Raw genomic sequence first — 17,350 nt, forward strand, 5'->3', positions numbered from 1 at the left:
AATGAAGAAATTCGTCGCCGCCGCTGCAGGAGGCATTGTGGCTGGTCTTTTGGTCACCACACAGGTGGCTGGGCCGCTGTTGGCGCAGGAAGCTGCGCGCAAAACCAACGTCTATGAACAGCTGGACCTGTTTGGCGACATCTTTGAACGCATCCGCATTCAATATGTGGAAGAAGTGGATGAAGGTGATCTGATTGAGGCGGCCATCAATGGCATGCTGACATCTCTTGACCCACATTCCAGCTATCTGTCCCCAGATGACGCCAACGACATGCGTGTGCAAACCCGTGGTGAGTTTGGCGGTCTCGGCATCGAGGTCACGCAGGAAGAGGGCTTTGTCAAAGTGGTCTCTCCGATTGATGGCACACCTGCAGATGACGCGGGCATGGAAGCTGGCGATTTCATCACCCATGTGGATGGCGAAAGCGTGCTGGGACTGACATTGGATCAGGCCGTAGAAAAAATGCGCGGCCCAGTGGGCAGCGAAATTGTGATCACCGTGGTGCGCGAAGGCGAACCAGAGCCCTTTGACGTGTCAATCATCCGCGACACTATCAAGCTCACCGCCGTGCGCAGCCGCACTGTGGGTGACAGCGTTGTGCTGCGCGTGACCACATTTAACGATCAGACCACCCCGAACCTAGAAGCCGGTTTTGCAGAACAGGTCAAAGAGTTGGGCGGCATGGAAAATGTGAACGGCATCGTGCTTGATCTGCGCAACAACCCCGGCGGGTTACTAACGCAAGCCATCAAAGTGTCTGACAGCTTCCTTGAAAAAGGGGAGATTGTTTCAACCCGAGGCCGCAACCCGCAGGACGGGGAACGCTACAACGCCGTGCCGGGCGATCTGGCGGAAGGCAAACCGATTGTGGTGCTGATCAACGGCGGGTCTGCTTCAGCCTCTGAGATTGTGGCCGGTGCGCTGCAGGATCACCGTCGCGCCATCGTCGTGGGCACCAAGAGCTTTGGCAAAGGCTCGGTGCAGACGGTCATGCCGCTGCGGGGCGACGGTGCAATGCGCTTGACCACAGCACGCTATTACACGCCTTCTGGCCGCTCCATTCAGGCACTGGGTGTAAGCCCTGACATCGTGGTGGAACAGCCCCGCCGTCAGCCGGAAACAGAGGAAGAAGAAGAGAGCGGTCGCAACACACGCAGTGAAGCGGATCTGCGCGGCAGTCTGAACAACGACAGCCTGACAGAAGACGAGATCCGTCAGATCGAAGAAGACCGCACCAAAGCTGAGGACGCAGCCAAACTGCGCGAAGAGGATTATCAATTGGCCTATGCGCTGGATATCCTCAAAGGTCTGTCTGCGTTGGGTCCAAAAGAGTAAGCACTCTTCAAATTGTTGTTGAAAGGCGCCCTATCTTGGGCGCCTTTCTCGTTTTAAGAGACACGTGACCGCCTGCGCTTGCAGCGCACTGTAAGTAGATTTCAGACTCAAAAGCAACGTGCGTAGTGGCTTTGGGACAAGAGTACATATTGCGGGGTCACCGTGAACGTGTCTCACCGCAAGGGCCGCGTCTTTGATACGTGATCACCGCTGGTGTGTTGCGCGCCGTGGATGGCTTCGGTAGGACGGGTGAAGAGCCATTGAGGAGCGCATCATGACATCAGCGGAAGTTTCCAACCTGCCCTATCGCAAAAACGTTGGTGTGATGCTGGTGAATGCCCAAGGCCATGTCTTTGTCGGGCAGAGGATCGACAGTCGTGTTGCGGCGTGGCAGATGCCACAAGGTGGAATTGACAAAGGCGAAGAGGCACGAGACGCTGCCCTGCGTGAATTGGAAGAAGAGACAGGTGTATCTCCCGATTTGGTGACAATCGAGGCGGAAACCGACGGCTGGATCGCCTATGATCTGCCGCCAGACATTCAGGCCAAGATTTGGAAAGGCAAATTCCGCGGTCAGAAACAAAAATGGTATCTGATGCGGTTTCACGGCACCGACGATCAGGTCAACATTGTGGTGGATCATCAGGAGTTTTCTGAGTGGCGTTGGCTGCCGGTAGATCAATTGGTCGACAACATCGTGCCCTTCAAACGCGCTGTCTATGAACAGGTTGTCGCGGCATTTGCCAACCACATTTAGCAGCTTAGAACAGGCGCAGATTTCGGTAACGTGGCAATTGCAACAAAGCCAGTGTGATCATTGTGACAAACAGCACCGCCAACAAGGTGTCTGACAGAAAATGGCGTCCCATAAGCACACGCAGACTAAGGCCTGCCACAAACAGGACAAACGCACCGGCCTTTATCCAGCGATGATGCCAAGCTGGCGTCTGATTGTGCACAATCAACAGCACAGCGATCAGAAGCGCGGTCACACCTGAGCCTTCTCCTGACACAAATGAGCAGTTTCGGGCGCATTGATCACTGAGAACAAAGGCGGGGGTAAACTCAGCTGTGCCGCCAAAATCAGTTGTGGCGCCGGGACGGGCCCGACCCCAGTGGCTTTTGAGGATTGCGTCCACCAAGAGCGCCGGCCCCAGAAGGTAGGTCAACACGATCACCTCCCAGACTTTGTTAAGAACCGGCGTTGTCGAGCGGAACACTTTGGTAAAGCAGAGCGCAACAAGCGACGTGAGAGCAACAAGCACGATGGCTTGCCAAATGATCTCGCGCAGCCACTGAACGCTGTGCAGATCGGCCAACCAAAACCCTATTTCCGTTTTGTAGAACAGATTTGAGAACGCAATGTCCAAACTTGGAAAAGCCAAAAACACCAACGCCAGAAACGCCGTGAGGATCACGCAGTCACGCAAGGCTTTGGCGTTGACAGTCATGGCCGCAGACAATCCGCTTCTACCACATATGCAGGCAAGGCCACGCCGGACCAGCTTCCGATCTCTTGGCGCAAGTCTGCGACTTGTTCCGGTTGGCTGCCATCCCGACATGTGAGCGCATCCCGATAGGATACATACAGCACGGGGCCACTAAAGTCGTCGGGCAGAGCCAATTTTTGTTGATAGTAACTGTGCGGCGCGCCATCGGGTGGTTTTGCGTAAAACGTCAGATCGCTGTCGGCCCCATGAAAGAAGAAATCCGCCAACATACCGCGGCTGCGCGCCACCACAGTGTCAATGTTCTGTTCCCGGGCCAACGCCTCTGCGGCTTCGGTAATGGCCGCGACATTTACATAGCGCTTTGCCAAAGGTTGGCCTTTGCCGTCGCCAATCCACATGGGAAAGAGCACCAACACGGCGATCACCGCGCTGATCGCCACGTTGAGACCGACTCCAACCCAAAGCCCGCGAATCCGGTTGCGTTCCAGCGCCCAAAGCGTGGCGACAATGACGGCCGGCAAGATGGCGGCGAACGCCCAGTTTGCATAAGCGCGCGACATCAGAGCCTGGACGATCACAATGGCCCACACCGGAACAGACATCCAAATCATTGCGCGGCGGCGTGCGGGCGCCGGGGCGCGCAAGGCCAACAGCCAAAATACCATAAAGACCGGCCCGAAGACCGCAAATTGCGAGGCGATGAATTCAGCCATACCGCCAAAGTTCAACTGTACGCCGGGGCTTTCTTCTTTGACCCAACCGATGTTGTCCATCGTGTGAGACACGGTTGTCAGATCATTGGCAACGTTCCACAGGATATTGGGAGCAGCGACAAGTAAGAAGGTCAGCGAAAAGAGCGCCACATGCCGACCGTGCGGACGCATGGAAGGATAAAGGGCATAGGCGATCACCGCACCGGGCAGAAAGTACAGAGCGGCGTATTTGGACAGGAAAGCACAGCCAAGCAGCGCCCCGCCCAAGAGGGCATCACGCACGGTTCCCCCGCCACACAAGCGCCAGTACAGCATCAAAGCCCCAACCAAAAATGGCGCCATGATGGTGTCCGTGGAGATCAGAAAACTCCCCACAGCGACAATGGGCAAAGACAGGTAGGCCATGGCCACCCACAGCGCCGCGCCCCGGCGGTCTGGCATCATGGTGTGCGCAAACCCCGCAAGCAACATCGCGGTCACGCCATGAAACAGCGGCGCAGGAAGACGGACGGAAAAAGCGGAGCGTTGGATCGCCAGTTCGTCAAACACGCGCAGCACCCAGCCGATCATCGGCGGTTTGGAAAAGTATCCAAAATCCAGATACTGTCCCCAGACCCAATACTGGCTCTCATCAACGTAGAGGTCGGTTGGACTGCCCCAAAGAACCAAGACACGTGCCAAGGTTACGGCCAAAACCGCAATCAGTGTGGGGCGCAACCAATCCTGCGCGGCGTGTGCCTCAGCTTGCGGCATTGTCCCTGCGTTCCTTGTAGATCAAGAAAAGGTTGCGCGAGTAGATAAACAAACCCAGAGATTGCCCAAGAATGAACACCGGGTCCTGACGATACAGCGCGTAGGTGAACAGGATCACACCACCACCCATGGAAAAATACCAAAACGCCAAAGGCACGGTAGACCGTTTTGCGCGCTCTGAGGCGATCCATTGCACCAGAAAGCGGCCGGTGAACATCAGTTGGCCAAACAAGCCAAACATGACCCACCAGAATTCGACCCAATTGTCGACTTTAAGAAACGAAAGCAGGGCGTCCATCAGGTGTTACCGTGTTCTTGGGCAACGGCAGCTTCGCTGGCACGCGCCTTCTTACGGCGGCGGATCAGCCAAGCGACACCAAAGAGGTCGACCAGGCCCACAAGCGCACGCTGTAGGTTGGAATAGTTGGAACGGCCCGCTTCGCGTGCACGATGGGAGACATCTACATGGGCCACCGTCCAATTGTTCATGGAAAAAAGCGCAGGCAGATAGCGATGCATGTGGTCAAAATAGGGAAGTTCCAGAAAGGCATCGCGTTTGAAACTTTTGAGACCACAACCGGTGTCGCGGGTCTCGTCTTTTAGGATAAACGAGCGGATGCCATTGGCCGCTTTGGAGGCCAGTTTTTTGGACATTGTGTCCTGGCGCCCGACTCGTTGACCAGCCACGAGTGCCAATTCCGCCGGGGCGTCCGCAGCCAAGAGAGGTGCGACCAGACGAGGCAACTCAGATGGTGGATTTTGCCCATCACCGTCCAACGTACAGATGATCGCCGCTTTGGCTGCGCGGGTACCGGAATGGACCGCGGCACTTTGGCCCGCAGATTGTGGGTGTGTCAAAACACGCAGTTCCGAAAACTCAGATCTCAACTTCTCAAGCACAGTCAAAGAGTTATCATCAGACTTGTCGTCAACGACGATGATTTCAATACTGTGCGTTGTGCTGGCGAAGGCATCGTGGATGCCCCGGATTAGCCCGGGGAGATTTTCTGCCTCGTTCTTCGCCGGTACCACGATGGAGACATCGGGTGATGTGGCGGATTTGGTCATGCAGTTATACCTTCAAACACAGGTGCGGGCCACCATTGGACCCGCCTCTTTGGCGCCCTTGTTCTGCTTTTCCGCATCTGGCGTCAAGTGTGGTGGCACTTTGTGCATGCAGCCTGTCGCCGATAGCGTGTGAACCCTGTTTCAAACTGTTGCAATTCGCGTGCAAAAACTGTGCGCCCCTTGAGGCCGAAAGAGAGTTTCTTGAACCTGCGGCTTGGATTTTAAGAAAACGGCAGGACATTCCTATTTAGAAAATAGCTAACACATGAATTAATTGGCGCACGGAACAGTGCGCCGGGAGTGGACAAAAATGGTGAAGGCCTCTGGCGTGTCGCTGAAATTCAAGCTGCCATTGCTCATGGTAGCGCTGACCGCAACGTTTCTGGTGACTGTTTCTTTTCTGGTCTATCGCATGGCAGAAGAGCGAATTCGCCTGAATGTGTATTTTTCGAATGAAACCACGGCCAATTCCGGTCAGCAGGCGTTGACCTCTTTGATTGATGCGGTTCGGCGTGATCTCATAATGAGCGGCGACCAGCCAACCACCTTCCGCGCTGTGAGCAACTTTGATCGCGTCTACAAAATGATCGAAGAAGAACCGGTGGGCTACCTCACACGCACCTACATTACGGAAAACCCCAATGCTGCGGACGCGCGGGCCGAGTTCGTCGATCCGGGAGACGGTGAATACTACAGCCAATCGCACGCCAGTTATCACCCGACGTTTCTGCGGTCTTTGCGGTTGAATGGATACAAAGATATCTATTTGTTCAACATGGAAGGCCGTCTGCTTTACTCCGTATCAAAGCAAGCCGATTTTGCTCAGGACTTCTCGAGCGGGCCCAATGCGGAGACCGGTTTGGGAAAAGTGTTTCACGCCGCCATTCAGGCAGCGCCAGGGGACATCGTGACCTCTGACTTTGAGGCATATGCGCTCAATGGTGGGGCACCCGGAGCTTTCATGGCGGTCCCAATTCTCAGCAAGAAAAAAACCGTGGCAGGTGTGCTGGCAGTGCAATTGTCCAACCAGCAAATCGTCGAGGCTTTGAGTGCCAATTTGCAGCCAGATGGACAGCAAAACATCTACCTTGTGAGTGATGACGGCGTGGCACGCAGTGCATCTGTGCTGGAAGGGCAATTTGATGTTTTTGCCCAACTCTCAAACGTGCCCCATGTGCAAACCGCCATGGCAGGCGAGGAAACCCTTTTCGAATCTGCGACAGCCCCCGGAGGACAAGAGGTCATTGCGCTGGTGAAACCTCTGAACATTGCGGGGTTCAACTGGACCTTGGTGATGGAGACCGACAGAGGCGTCGCCTTTGCGGGGGTCCAACGTGTTCGCTGGCTCGCCATTATTATGATTGCGTCTTCAGTCGTCATCGCCGCGATTGTTTCGTGGGTTGCAGCCGGTCGCGTCACCAAACCCATCCGTGCGTTGCATGGCGTGACATCTTCTTTGGCGGAAGGAGACTATGACGTCGATATCACCGGTATGAACCGTGGGGATGAGCTGGGCGAATTGGCCCAAACCATCGGAAATTTCCGCGATCGACTGAAGCTAGCGGATCAGGCCTCATCGCGGGAAGCGAAGGCCGCGCAGAAAACTGCAGAAGTTGTGAATACCATGAGCCAAGCACTTTCAGAGCTTGAGCGCGGGAATTTGGCCTGCGACATCCAAGACGCTTTTGACGCCGACTACGAAATGTTGCGTGAAAACTTCAATCACAGCCTCGCCAATCTCCGCCATCTCATGTCAGAAATCGTCGTCTCCTCACAGAATGTTGGTCAGTACTCCTCTGAACAAAAGTCTGCCGCGACGGTGATGGAGAACCGCACCGAAAGCGCGGCTGTTACGCTGGAAGAGACCGCCAAAGCAGTCAACACCCTTTCAGACGGCGTCAAAGCAACTGCGGATCGGGCCACACGTGTGGATGACGCCATGCAAAGAGCCCGGTCTGAGGCTGAAGGCAGCAAAGAGGTTGTGACCTCGGCCGTGGACGCCATGGACCAAATCCATCAAACCTCCGACGAGATCACCCAGATCATCAACGTGATTGATGACATCGCGTTCCAAACCAACCTATTGGCTTTGAACGCTGGGGTAGAAGCCGCGCGCGCCGGAAGCGCTGGAAGCGGTTTTGCTGTCGTCGCCTCAGAGGTGCGCGCGCTTGCGCTGCGTGCGGCAACAGCCGCAGGCCAAATTCAGACCCTTACAACCGCCAGCGAGGGTCATGTATCCCATGGTGTGGCCATGGTTGGTCGGGCGGGTGACGCTCTCAATGGCATCATTACTCAGGTGGCCTCAGTCTCGGCTCTGGTCACAGAGATTTCAGACGGCGTGCGGTCACAATCGTCGGGTTTGGAAAATATCAACACAGCCATGCGCCAGCTGGACTCGATGACCCAGCAAAACACCGCGATGGCAGAGGAGGCCGCCGCCTCCAGCCAGATGTTGCAAGGCGAAGCACAAACACTTTCGGATATTGTGTCCCGATTTGATATGGAGAACAAAAGTGGCGATGGCTCAAAAAATGCGGATTCTGAAGACGTGCTTCTAAGCGCCTGAGGTCAAAGGGCCCGTGAACTCCCTTAGTCGATGACAGCTCGACCATGAGCGCGGGGCAACATTGCATCCCGTTCAACAGCATGTAAAAAGCACGGAGACACATGAAGTGCTGGTTTTGAGGGCCCTCTTTATGCGTCCATGCGGCCCCGTGGCTCAACTGGATAGAGCAGCCCCCTCCTAAGGGGCAGGTTGCAGGTTCGAATCCTGCCGGGGTCGCCAAAAACACCTGAAAAATATGGCTTATTTTCAGCTTGTTGTGCAGACGCGTGCAGAAAGCCCCGCCCGCTTTCGCCCCGAAACCGGCTGAAACCTGTACAAAACTTACATGCTTGTGCGGTTTCTTGAGGCCATATCGGTATCGGTTGTTGCGCTTCTTGTTGCTTCTCTCGTTGGATTGCGAGAGGTCACAGCAGTTGCAATATCCTCTGCAGTGATGCTGAGTGCGCGCAAGCGCATTCTGGGCCATACTGGGTAGAATGTGTTCGGCTGCGGTGGGATCGATTTTTTGTGCAAACCAGACTAGCTTTGGCGTGCTAACACCGCAGATGGGTATGTGACATCAAAGGAAAATGATGACCGAGGATGCTTCTATCGACGTGCATGTGCGGCTGCCGACACTGTCAGACAAGTCTGCGTGGACAGAGCTCTGGGCGCAATACAATGCCTTTTATGGTCGGGAGGGTGACACCGCCCTGTCGTCAGACGTCATTGAAAACACGTGGAAACGCATTCTCGACCCGAGAAGTTCCGTCGCGGGCCTTGTCGCCATGACCGATGGCAGAATGCTGGGATTTGCCCATGTCGTGTTCCACGACAACCTGATCCAGCTGCAACAGACATGCTACATGCAAGATCTTTTCACATCTCCGACTGCGCGCGGCCGTGGGGTTGCCCGGGCGCTGATCGACGGGATCTCCGTCATGTGCCGCTCACAGGACGTTGGCGACATTTACTGGCACACTCAGGCGGACAATGTGACCGCGCGCCGCCTGTACGACCAGCTTGGCAGAGATACAGAATTCGTCGTGTACAGAATGAAAGTCGGCTAATCTGAGACCCGCAGCACGGGACAGCTTTGCTGGGACGAACTCGGCGTTATGCAACCAGACCTGACCGACACTATCAGTTTTCATTACAAATCTGTTTCGCTCAGGTCTGCACCGCGGCGATCACCGTTCAAGCACGATCGCGTGCAGATCCAAACGAGAGGCGCGCTTAAGACCCCTGCTGTTGCCGCATTTTGGTGTTCTCACACAACTGGGCTTCCTATTGGTTTGTTAAGCATTCGCTTCAAACCGTAATTGTGCGCCCAATCTGTTGCGCAGTGCGGACATGATTGGAACACATTTTCTCCACAGCTTGGCCTCTTAGGTGAGAACTTGCTGCCGCATTTCCTCCCCGTCTAACGATAGAGAGGACGTTGCGTCGATGAACCACGCCGAAGACACCGCGACGATGCTGCCTCCCGGCACAGAGTTGCTAAGGGGACAATATCGGATCATCCGCAACTTGGGCCAAGGCGGCTTTGGCCTCACCTACCTTGCCTCTGACAGTTTGAACCGCACCGTCGTGATCAAAGAGTGTTTTCCTGCTCAGATTTGTATGCGCGATGGTCACAACGTGGTGCCTACCGGCCGAGAAAATGCCCCGTTTTTTGCCTCTGTTTTGGATCAATTTCAGGCGGAAGCACACCAGCTCGCTGAGCTCGACCATCCGCGCATCGTGGGTGTCCACCAGACGTTTGCGGAAAACGGCACCGCATATACGGCCATGGATTTTGTCGAAGGAGATGACCTACATGAACTGGTTGATCACGCGCCGGGGCGCTTGACACCCAAGCTGATCGACACTGTTCTGCGCCAGGTTCTTGACGCGTTAAGTTACCTACATGATCGCGGGGTCCTGCATCGCGACGTGGCCCCAGACAATCTCATTTTGACCGCTGAGGGCGATGTGACGCTGATCGACTTTGGCGCAGCCTATTCTTCTGACGATATCGAAAGCGGGCAAAACCAATGCATGCTGGCCGTGAAAGATGGGTATTCCCCACCGGAGTTTTACAGCGCTGACGGGGCGCAAGGTGCGCACAGTGACATGTATTCATTCGGCGCACTCTGCCATCTCATCTTCACCGGCGAAGCCCCCCCGGACGCCCAAATCCGCGGAGATATGACTGCCAACGGAAAAATGGACCCCTACATTCCGCTGGAGTCTTCCGATTTTGAGATTGAAATACGCCTAAAATTGGCCACGGATCGCGCCTTGGCCTTAGCCCCTGCTGACCGGTTGCGTTGCGCAGATGATTGGCTGGCGGTGATGGACGGACCGATACCGAAGCCCTTGCCTGTGTTTGATCCAGCGGTGATCGGAGTCATCGAGGAGTTGGTCAGCAAGACCAATAAACTTTTGACACCAGGATTGCCGAAGGCATTGCAGAAACCGAAGCAACCTCTCGACGGTTCGTCGCAGACCACGTCGGCCCCCAAGCAGTATGTCGATATATTTGGGGAGCCAATTGACGACGTTGCTGCGTATTTAAGAGAACAGGATCGGCAGATTGCATCCCGAACCCGGCCCGAAATTCGTCCTCCTCGTCAGGGTGAGTTTGTACCAAGGCAATCCTCGCCAAACGCCCATCCGGCACCCTCCAGCCAACATGGACTCACTTCGGCGCTTATTCGATTTTGTGATCGCGTCAAAGGTGACCGACTTTCCACCAACACTCGCCTATTCCTAATTTGAAGGGACATCACATGAGGTTCATTCGCGATATTATTGCCGACAAAACACAAGGCATCAGCCAAGACGACACTGCCGCGTTGCGGTATCCATTGCATCTTCGAGAGGAAGATCGCGCAGACATCGTTCCGCCTGCGTCTGAAATGGATACCATTGCACCACCGGAGCCATCTGCGCCCAGCGCTGAGGTGCAACCAGCGCGCAACAATGTAGCCGTTGATCTCTCTGCAATTTCAGCGGCGGTGTCGTCGCAAGCGGAACACCCTACACAAGTGTCAGGCCCAGAAAATCCAACTCAGGCTATTCGTCACGCCCCGGAACGAGCGCAAACGCCAGACTTCGAAGAAACAAGCCCTGCGCATCTCAAGGAACCGGACTTTTTGCCGGTTTCCGACCCGGAACATTTTCTCAAATCTGAGGGGGCCATTGGCACGCAGCCCATTGAAAGTCCGACAGCTCCACAAGACAGTGCCGCAGACATAGCGCCATCGACGCGGCTTTCGTTAGAGCGTGAAGGTACCGCAGTGAATGCTGCAGCCCCTACCACCCCAATGTCGACAGGCCAACCTGCCCAGATCGAGACAGAGGGTGCGTCACCAGAGGATGAGTTGGCTGACCTGCAGATGAGCGTTTCTGCCCATAAACCCGCCAGCGGTCGAGGTTCTAAAGGACGCGTAAAAACACGATTGTTGGGCTTTGGCGCGCCCTCCGCCATGTCGCATGACCCCTTGTCCCAATCGCGCGAAGCCACAGTGCCCTCACAAGCGCATTTCCCAGTTGGGTGGCTGGTTGTGATTGATGGTCCCGGCAAAGGCAGCTCATTTTCATTGTTTGACGGTCTCACGCAACTTGGCCGTGGCGAAGGTCAAACCGTGCGTCTTGATTTTGGTGACAACACAATTTCACGGGAGAACCACGCCGCCATCGCGTTTGATGCGGAACAGCGGCAGTTCTTCTTTGGACATGGCGGCAAAGCCAACCTTGTGCGGCTAAACGGGCGCCCCGTTCTGAGCACCGAAGTCCTCGATACCAACAGCGTCATGCGCATAGGCGAAACCACTCTTAAGTTTGTAGCGCTCTGTGGAGAAGACTTCGCTTGGAATGATGCTGAGGCAGGACATGCCGAATTTGGGTGAGCTGCGCTTTGATGTCGCCACCGGGATAAATCTTGGCACACGTGCCCGCCAAGAAGACATGGTGGTCGCCGATTTCCCATTTGGTGCGCCAGTGGGTTTTGCGGTGCTCTCTGACGGTATGGGCGGCCATTCTTGCGGCGATGTGGCCAGCGGCATCGTGACGACCGAAATGTTCAGTGAACTCAAACTTCTTTCGGCTGATCCCGAACAAATGGAGCGCGCTTTAGGAGATGTGTTGCGAGAGGCTGTGACGGATGCCAACCGTTGCATCAACCACTACGAACGGCAAAATCCAGAGACACATGGCATGGGCGCGACATTGATCGCACCTGTCTTGTTTGAGAACCGCTTATATTGGATTTCGATCGGAGACTCGCCGCTTTACCTGTTTCGTGATCACAAACTGTATCGATTGAACGAAGATCACTCCTATGCCGCCCAAATCGATAGGTTGCTAGCACGTGGCCTGATGTCTCCGGAAGAAGCCAAAAACCACCCCGACCGCAGCGCGTTATTGTCCGTTCTTGCAGGAGTGGAGATCGCGAAAATAGATTGCCGGACTGAACCCATGACTTTGCAAGAAGGCGACATCGTCCTAGCAGCCAGCGACGGCTTGCACACATTGAGCGACAGTCGGCTCGCTGGAGTGCTCAGCAAAAATGCAAATCAGTCTGGGGCGCACATCAGCGAAAGCCTGATACAGGCTGTCACATCCGAAGCGTGTCAGGATCAAGACAACCTGTCGCTCTGCGTCATCAAAGTGACCCGCAGGAGCGCGCTTCAAAGCGTGCCCGTCAAATCTGGTTCAGCCAGCAACACGCCTCAGGTAACCACCGTGAATACGGGACAAGTCGTGAAGATCGACCGCAATGTGCACGACGGCACAGTGCGCACTTTGTTCAGCTTTTCTCGAAAGGTCAGCAAATGACGTGCACTCAATCAGATCAGATTATCGGACAATTGCATTCCGCACTTGAGAGCGGACGGCTGCCCAAACGTCAAAAGGCGATGGGCACACAAGTTCTCGACCACCTGTCCGAGGCGGTGCGTGTGGTCGTATTAGGACGCCCGCGTAGCGGCAAAAGTAGCCTAATCAATATGATGATCGGTGCGGAGATCATCTGCCCACCTCGCGATGTTGAAACCACCGAGGTCGTCTATGGAAAAAGCCCACAAATCACTTTGTTCTGGCCGGACGGCACTTCGCAGTGTGTGACAGGGAGCAGTCTTGAGAACCAAGTCTACGCGGGAGCGAATAGGGTAAAATACGAGCTTCCATTGGAAGCGCTGCAGACGCAGAGTTACTACGAAGTGGCGCAGCCTTATGACGCACGACAACAACAAAGACTGCTGACAGATGCACTTCAAAAAGGGCAGATCTTTGTCTGGTGCAGCGAAGAATTTGACCGTGCTGAACAAGATATCTGGGAGAGCGTTCCAGATGAGGTCAAAGATCATAGCTTTCTGGCGCTGACCAAAGCAGATCGCCAAATAATGATCGGAGATTTGTCTGAACGCATTGCCGCGTTAACGGCAGTGGTAGCTGATGGATTTCTTGATCTGCACCCAATTGCGACGCTGCATGCCATAAAGGCGCGTGTGAACCGGGGTTCTCAGAATGACCTGTGGGACGCCTCTGGCGGGCGCGAACTTGTTGAAGCGATTCAAGCACAAGTCATTCGGGGTCGGGCCGCCGCTTTGGATCAAGCGGCGTTATTGTTGGCGCAATTGGGGGACGCTGTGGAGGCCGCGCGCAGCCGTGAAATTCCCAACACGTTCTCCCGAAATGACGCGCCACCTCAAACACCTGCCACGCAAGCTGATGTGTTGGACCAATTGCAATCCCATCTACAAACCGCGGCCAAAGAAATGCTGGCGGATCTGGATGAGGGAAGAATTCCGGGTACAGATGGTCTGCTCGAACGGTGTGCGTCGACTGTGAGCACATTGACCCAATCCTTGGCCTCTTTTGATCAGAGTGCATGCGTCTCTGAGCTTTTGGAAGATGCGCAGGACGGAGAAGAAACACTGATGCTTTTGCAGGTTGAGAAGAGCCCCGAAGCGGCCGAGGACTCGGTGATATTGCTTTTGCAGCTTAAAAAAGAAATTGGCGCGAGGGAGCAGGCATGAACCTACAAATCAGGCAAGAAACCAAGCCAGACATCAAGTCTTCTCGCCGAATTTCCAACCTTCGCAACGGGTTAGAAGGGCTGCAGCAACTCGGCAACGATCTAGATTCGTTGGATGGGTTGTTGATGCAGCTCTCAAATGTCACCGGGAAAAATACGCTTAAGACTGTGGAACGGATGCGAAAAGACGTTGCCGCATTTGAGCCAACTATAACGGTTCTAGGGCAGGTCAAATCCGGGAAAACCACATTGGTAAATGCGATGGCAGGTTGGGCGGATCTATTGCCATCGGACGTGAACCCTTGGACCTCTGTTGTCACATCTCTGCATATGAAACCAGCATCTCGCCGGGCCGAGACCGGTGCGACGTTTCAGTTTATGACAGAGAAAAACTGGGACCGTTTGCTCAATCAAGGAGGACGAATTGGCGAAATGGCCAGCCGTGCCGGGGCCGAAAGCGAGCTGGCCAAAATTGGGGAACAGATCGAAAAAGTTCGGGCGAAAGCTCAAAGGCGTTTGGGGCGCAAATTTGACCTGCTTCTGGGAGAGACCCATTCCTACGGATATTTCGACAAAAATCTGCTAGAACGCTACATTGTTCTAGGTGACGACTTTGGAGAGGAAGACAGCGAACAGGGGCGATTTGCCGATATCCTGTCCTCAGCCGATTTGCATCTCAACAGCGAAGCCTTGCCGGTCCCATTATGTCTGCGAGATACGCCGGGGGTGAACGACACCTTCATGATGCGTGAACAAGTCACCATCCAGGCGCTTAGAACCAGTAAATTCTGTGTGGTCGTCTTGTCTGCGGGTCAGGCGCTGACCTCCGTCGACATGGGGTTAATCCGGCTCATTTCCAACCTGAAATCCCGCAATGTACTGATCTTTGTAAACCGGATCGACGAGTTGCCTGACCCGGTCAATCAGGTGCCGGAAATCGAAAATAGCATCCGTCAGACGTTGCACGATCGACAAGGGCCTGAGGATGCTGACATCCTGTTTGGCAGTGCCTATTGGGCAAACAAGGCTTTGAGCGGCGATATTGAAGGCATGTCCGATCTTTCAGGCAAGGCGCTCTGCGATTGGGCCGAGGTTGTGCTTGATGCCAACAGCGGCAAGCTTGCGCCACTTGAAATGGTCTGGGAACTGTCGGGGATAGGGCATCTTTTTCAGGCCCTTTCGGATCGCGTGATCGAAGGCCAAGGTGAGCAGCTACTACAAAAAACGGCCAAAAATGCCCTAACGGTGGCCACCAGCGAACAGGCGGCGGGGATGGTGCGCATCGGCGCAAAAGGCGCCGGTGAGGACACACTATCGGCCAATAGGGCGCTTAGGGCATTCCGTGATATCTCGACCTTCCATGAGCAGGCGTTTGACGCAGAGCTGGATGCGGCGATTGCCGATTATCACACACGTGCCGATCGGGCGCATGCAAAGTTCATGGACAGAGCCCTGCGATCTTTGCTGACACATCTTGAGACCTTCGGGAAAGACCACGTTTGGGACTACGATCCCGTTGGGCTGCGCATGTTGCTGCGCTCGGCGCACTCCGCATTTGGAGCGCGGGTGCGCAGTTTGGCACAATCTCGGTTTGAAGCTGCGATGGCAGATGTCGCCGAGCTCTATGCCAAAACATACGGTTCCGCAGTAGAAAACATCCAGATGGCGCACGCGGTACTTCCTGATTTGCCAGCGCCGATATCTCTTGGTCAAACCATTGCTTTGGATTTCAACGACGGTTGGTGGATCTCTTGGTGGAATCGCATTCGCGGTTTCAATGCATTTTCAAAACGATTCCAGAACTTAATCGCGCGCGAGACCGAAGATTTCATGACCCAATCCAAAGAGATTCAAACCCGTCAAGTGCGCGACATCGCAAAGGACTGCCTACGGGACTTTTTTAAGCAGCACGATGAAATCATACAGGACATCAACAGTGCAACGGATGCCAAAGAGATCGGCAAACTGTTCGAAAATGGCGAAGATGGTCAAAAGCGGGCGCAGCTGGGCGCGCTGATAGCGCAATTTGGTGCGCTTGTTGGCCAAGATTCAGTAGACGTAGGAGTCGCAGCCCAATGACCATTGTCGAGAGCCTTCAAGACACGTCAATTGTAGCCACCAGAAAGCCGCGTATCGCCCTCATGGGCGAGTTCAGCGCTGGCAAAAGCACGTTGATGAACCTCCTGTTGGGCTGTGACCCGATGCCGGTTCAGATCACCGCGACCCGAGTTCCGCCTGTATGGGTGACCTATGGTGCGCACTCCGCCACGTTGGTGCATGAAGACGGCGGTGAAACACAATTTGACGGTTCAGACCTAAGCGCGACACCGATGCAGGGCACATCGCTGATCCGGTTTTCAATGGACTCAGATATTTTGAACCTGTGTGATCTGATTGACATTCCTGGTATATCTGACCCCAACCAGAAACATGAAAGCTGGCTTGATCTGGTCGCTGACATGGATTGCGTTATCTGGTGCACTCATGCAACTCAGGCATGGCGCCAGTCCGAAGCGGCATTGTGGGAACAGATTTGTGCCAGCGTGCCGGGCCCCAATCATCTGGTCGTGACACAGATTGACAAACTGCGCACCGAGCTCGATCGCCGGCGCGTACTTGCGCGACTAGAAGCAGAGGCCGGTGCAGCCTTTGCTTCCATTCTTCCGATTGCAACTTTGGACGCAATTAACGCGGGCATGGATGAAACGGCTTGGCGCAACAGCGGCGGGGCCGCTCTGATTGAGCAATTGGTCACCATGTTGGTTGGCGACGAAGAAACCCCCGTGCGTCAAGATGATCTTAACGAGCCCCCAATAAAAGACACGCAGGCCCCATCAAAGGGGATCGCAGCTGGTGGGGTGACGATCATTGCAGCGTCAAACACATTGCGTAACAACGACGGGCCCGACGCTTGCACAGAGGCGGGCGCGCAAAAGAAAGTGGTGCCGCGCCGTGTGCGACCCAAAACGCCAACTCCGGACCGACCATCCGACGCGGCAGCGCACTCTGTTCCGCAACTCGATGTTGGTCGTATTGGGGACCCTTAAGCCAACAGAACAAGGTCCCGGCTGCGATGGGTTAGTCGCATGAGCTTAAAGGAACACGTTTGGTGACCGTTTCGGACCGTCTGAAATACTTAAGGTCTGACATCCCCGGCTGCCACTTGGTTGCATTCGGGGACTCAGAGGCGCGTCTTGTTCTAAAGGCATCACACGATAAAAGTGTGCCACGAGAAGTTTTAGACGGACTGTGCACAGAAGCCATTGCTTGCTTCAAGAAAGCTGAGAGCTGTACAGAAACAGTCTCGCAACACAATGAATGCGTTGTTTTTTTGGCGTCCGAAATGCGCATATACCTGCATGCGCAAAATCAGTCCGACTTTCTATGCATTCTGTGTGACCTGGAGTCTGATCCCGATATCGCCGTTTTGAGTGGGATGCAGGTTCTGGAAAAGTTGGT

Annotated in this window: 14 protein-coding genes and 1 tRNA gene; 11 read left to right on the plus strand and 4 right to left on the minus strand. The window is 54.8% G+C overall.

The window, feature by feature from the left end:
* Position 1 precedes the first annotated feature (1 nt).
* On the plus strand, positions 2–1,336 hold the full coding sequence (locus tag ABWV47_RS16385) for a S41 family peptidase (RefSeq protein ID WP_353313729.1): 1,335 nt from the start codon (positions 2–4) through the stop codon (positions 1,334–1,336).
* A gap of 274 nt (positions 1,337–1,610) precedes the next feature.
* Positions 1,611–2,093, plus strand: coding sequence for an RNA pyrophosphohydrolase (locus ABWV47_RS16390; protein WP_353313731.1), 483 nt, complete (start codon positions 1,611–1,613; stop codon positions 2,091–2,093).
* A 4-nt stretch (positions 2,094–2,097) separates the two neighbouring features.
* Here the strand turns inward: ABWV47_RS16390 and ABWV47_RS16395 are convergent, their stop codons facing one another.
* From ABWV47_RS16395 to ABWV47_RS16410, 4 genes are read right to left on the minus strand one after another with little or no spacing between them, the layout of a single operon-like run.
* Complete coding sequence (locus tag ABWV47_RS16395) at positions 2,098–2,787, minus strand: phosphatase PAP2 family protein (protein ID WP_353313733.1); 690 nt, start codon at positions 2,785–2,787, stop codon at positions 2,098–2,100.
* The gene (locus tag ABWV47_RS16400) at positions 2,784–4,253 is read right to left on the minus strand and encodes an ArnT family glycosyltransferase (protein ID WP_353313735.1); all 1,470 of its coding nucleotides are present in this window, start codon (positions 4,251–4,253) and stop codon (positions 2,784–2,786) included. The genes ABWV47_RS16395 and ABWV47_RS16400 overlap by 4 nt, the downstream gene beginning before the upstream one ends.
* Positions 4,240–4,551: a lipid-A-disaccharide synthase N-terminal domain-containing protein gene (locus tag ABWV47_RS16405; RefSeq protein WP_353313737.1), complete on the minus strand. Its 312-nt coding sequence runs from the start codon at positions 4,549–4,551 to the stop codon at positions 4,240–4,242. Before ABWV47_RS16405 ends, ABWV47_RS16400 begins: the two co-directional genes overlap by 14 nt.
* On the minus strand, positions 4,551–5,321 hold the full coding sequence (locus tag ABWV47_RS16410) for a glycosyltransferase family 2 protein (protein ID WP_353313739.1): 771 nt from the start codon (positions 5,319–5,321) through the stop codon (positions 4,551–4,553). Before ABWV47_RS16410 ends, ABWV47_RS16405 begins: the two co-directional genes overlap by 1 nt.
* Positions 5,322–5,631: 310 nt before the next feature.
* Here ABWV47_RS16410 and ABWV47_RS16415 point away from each other — a divergent pair, with 310 nt between their 5' ends.
* The 9 genes from ABWV47_RS16415 (at position 5,632) to ABWV47_RS16455 (ending at position 16,938) form a co-directional block, all read left to right on the plus strand.
* Complete coding sequence (locus tag ABWV47_RS16415; protein ID WP_353313740.1) at positions 5,632–7,887, plus strand: methyl-accepting chemotaxis protein; 2,256 nt, start codon at positions 5,632–5,634, stop codon at positions 7,885–7,887.
* Between the two features lie 142 nt (positions 7,888–8,029).
* Positions 8,030–8,106 (plus strand) — tRNA-Arg (locus ABWV47_RS16420).
* Between the two features lie 353 nt (positions 8,107–8,459).
* Positions 8,460–8,936, plus strand: a complete 477-nt coding sequence (locus ABWV47_RS16425) for a GNAT family N-acetyltransferase (protein WP_353313742.1) — start codon at positions 8,460–8,462, stop codon at positions 8,934–8,936.
* Positions 8,937–9,315: 379 nt separating this feature from the next.
* Positions 9,316–10,629: a serine/threonine protein kinase gene (locus ABWV47_RS16430; protein ID WP_353313744.1), complete on the plus strand. Its 1,314-nt coding sequence runs from the start codon at positions 9,316–9,318 to the stop codon at positions 10,627–10,629.
* An 11-nt stretch (positions 10,630–10,640) separates the two neighbouring features.
* Entirely contained in the window at positions 10,641–11,762 is a 1,122-nt protein-coding gene (locus ABWV47_RS16435; RefSeq protein ID WP_353313746.1) for a hypothetical protein, read from the plus strand.
* Positions 11,746–12,690: a PP2C family protein-serine/threonine phosphatase gene (locus tag ABWV47_RS16440; RefSeq protein WP_353313748.1), complete on the plus strand. Its 945-nt coding sequence runs from the start codon at positions 11,746–11,748 to the stop codon at positions 12,688–12,690. Before ABWV47_RS16435 ends, ABWV47_RS16440 begins: the two co-directional genes overlap by 17 nt.
* Positions 12,687–13,892 (plus strand): P-loop NTPase family protein, encoded by a 1,206-nt coding sequence (locus ABWV47_RS16445; RefSeq protein ID WP_353313750.1) that lies wholly within the window; start codon positions 12,687–12,689, stop codon positions 13,890–13,892. The genes ABWV47_RS16440 and ABWV47_RS16445 overlap by 4 nt, the downstream gene beginning before the upstream one ends.
* The gene (locus ABWV47_RS16450) at positions 13,889–15,970 is read left to right on the plus strand and encodes a dynamin family protein (protein ID WP_353313752.1); all 2,082 of its coding nucleotides are present in this window, start codon (positions 13,889–13,891) and stop codon (positions 15,968–15,970) included. The genes ABWV47_RS16445 and ABWV47_RS16450 overlap by 4 nt, the downstream gene beginning before the upstream one ends.
* Positions 15,967–16,938: a dynamin family protein gene (locus ABWV47_RS16455; RefSeq protein WP_353313754.1), complete on the plus strand. Its 972-nt coding sequence runs from the start codon at positions 15,967–15,969 to the stop codon at positions 16,936–16,938. Before ABWV47_RS16450 ends, ABWV47_RS16455 begins: the two co-directional genes overlap by 4 nt.
* Positions 16,939–17,350 lie beyond the last annotated feature (412 nt).

This window comes from Shimia sp. NS0008-38b, from assembly GCF_040370365.1.
Lineage (GTDB): Bacteria > Pseudomonadota > Alphaproteobacteria > Rhodobacterales > Rhodobacteraceae > Shimia.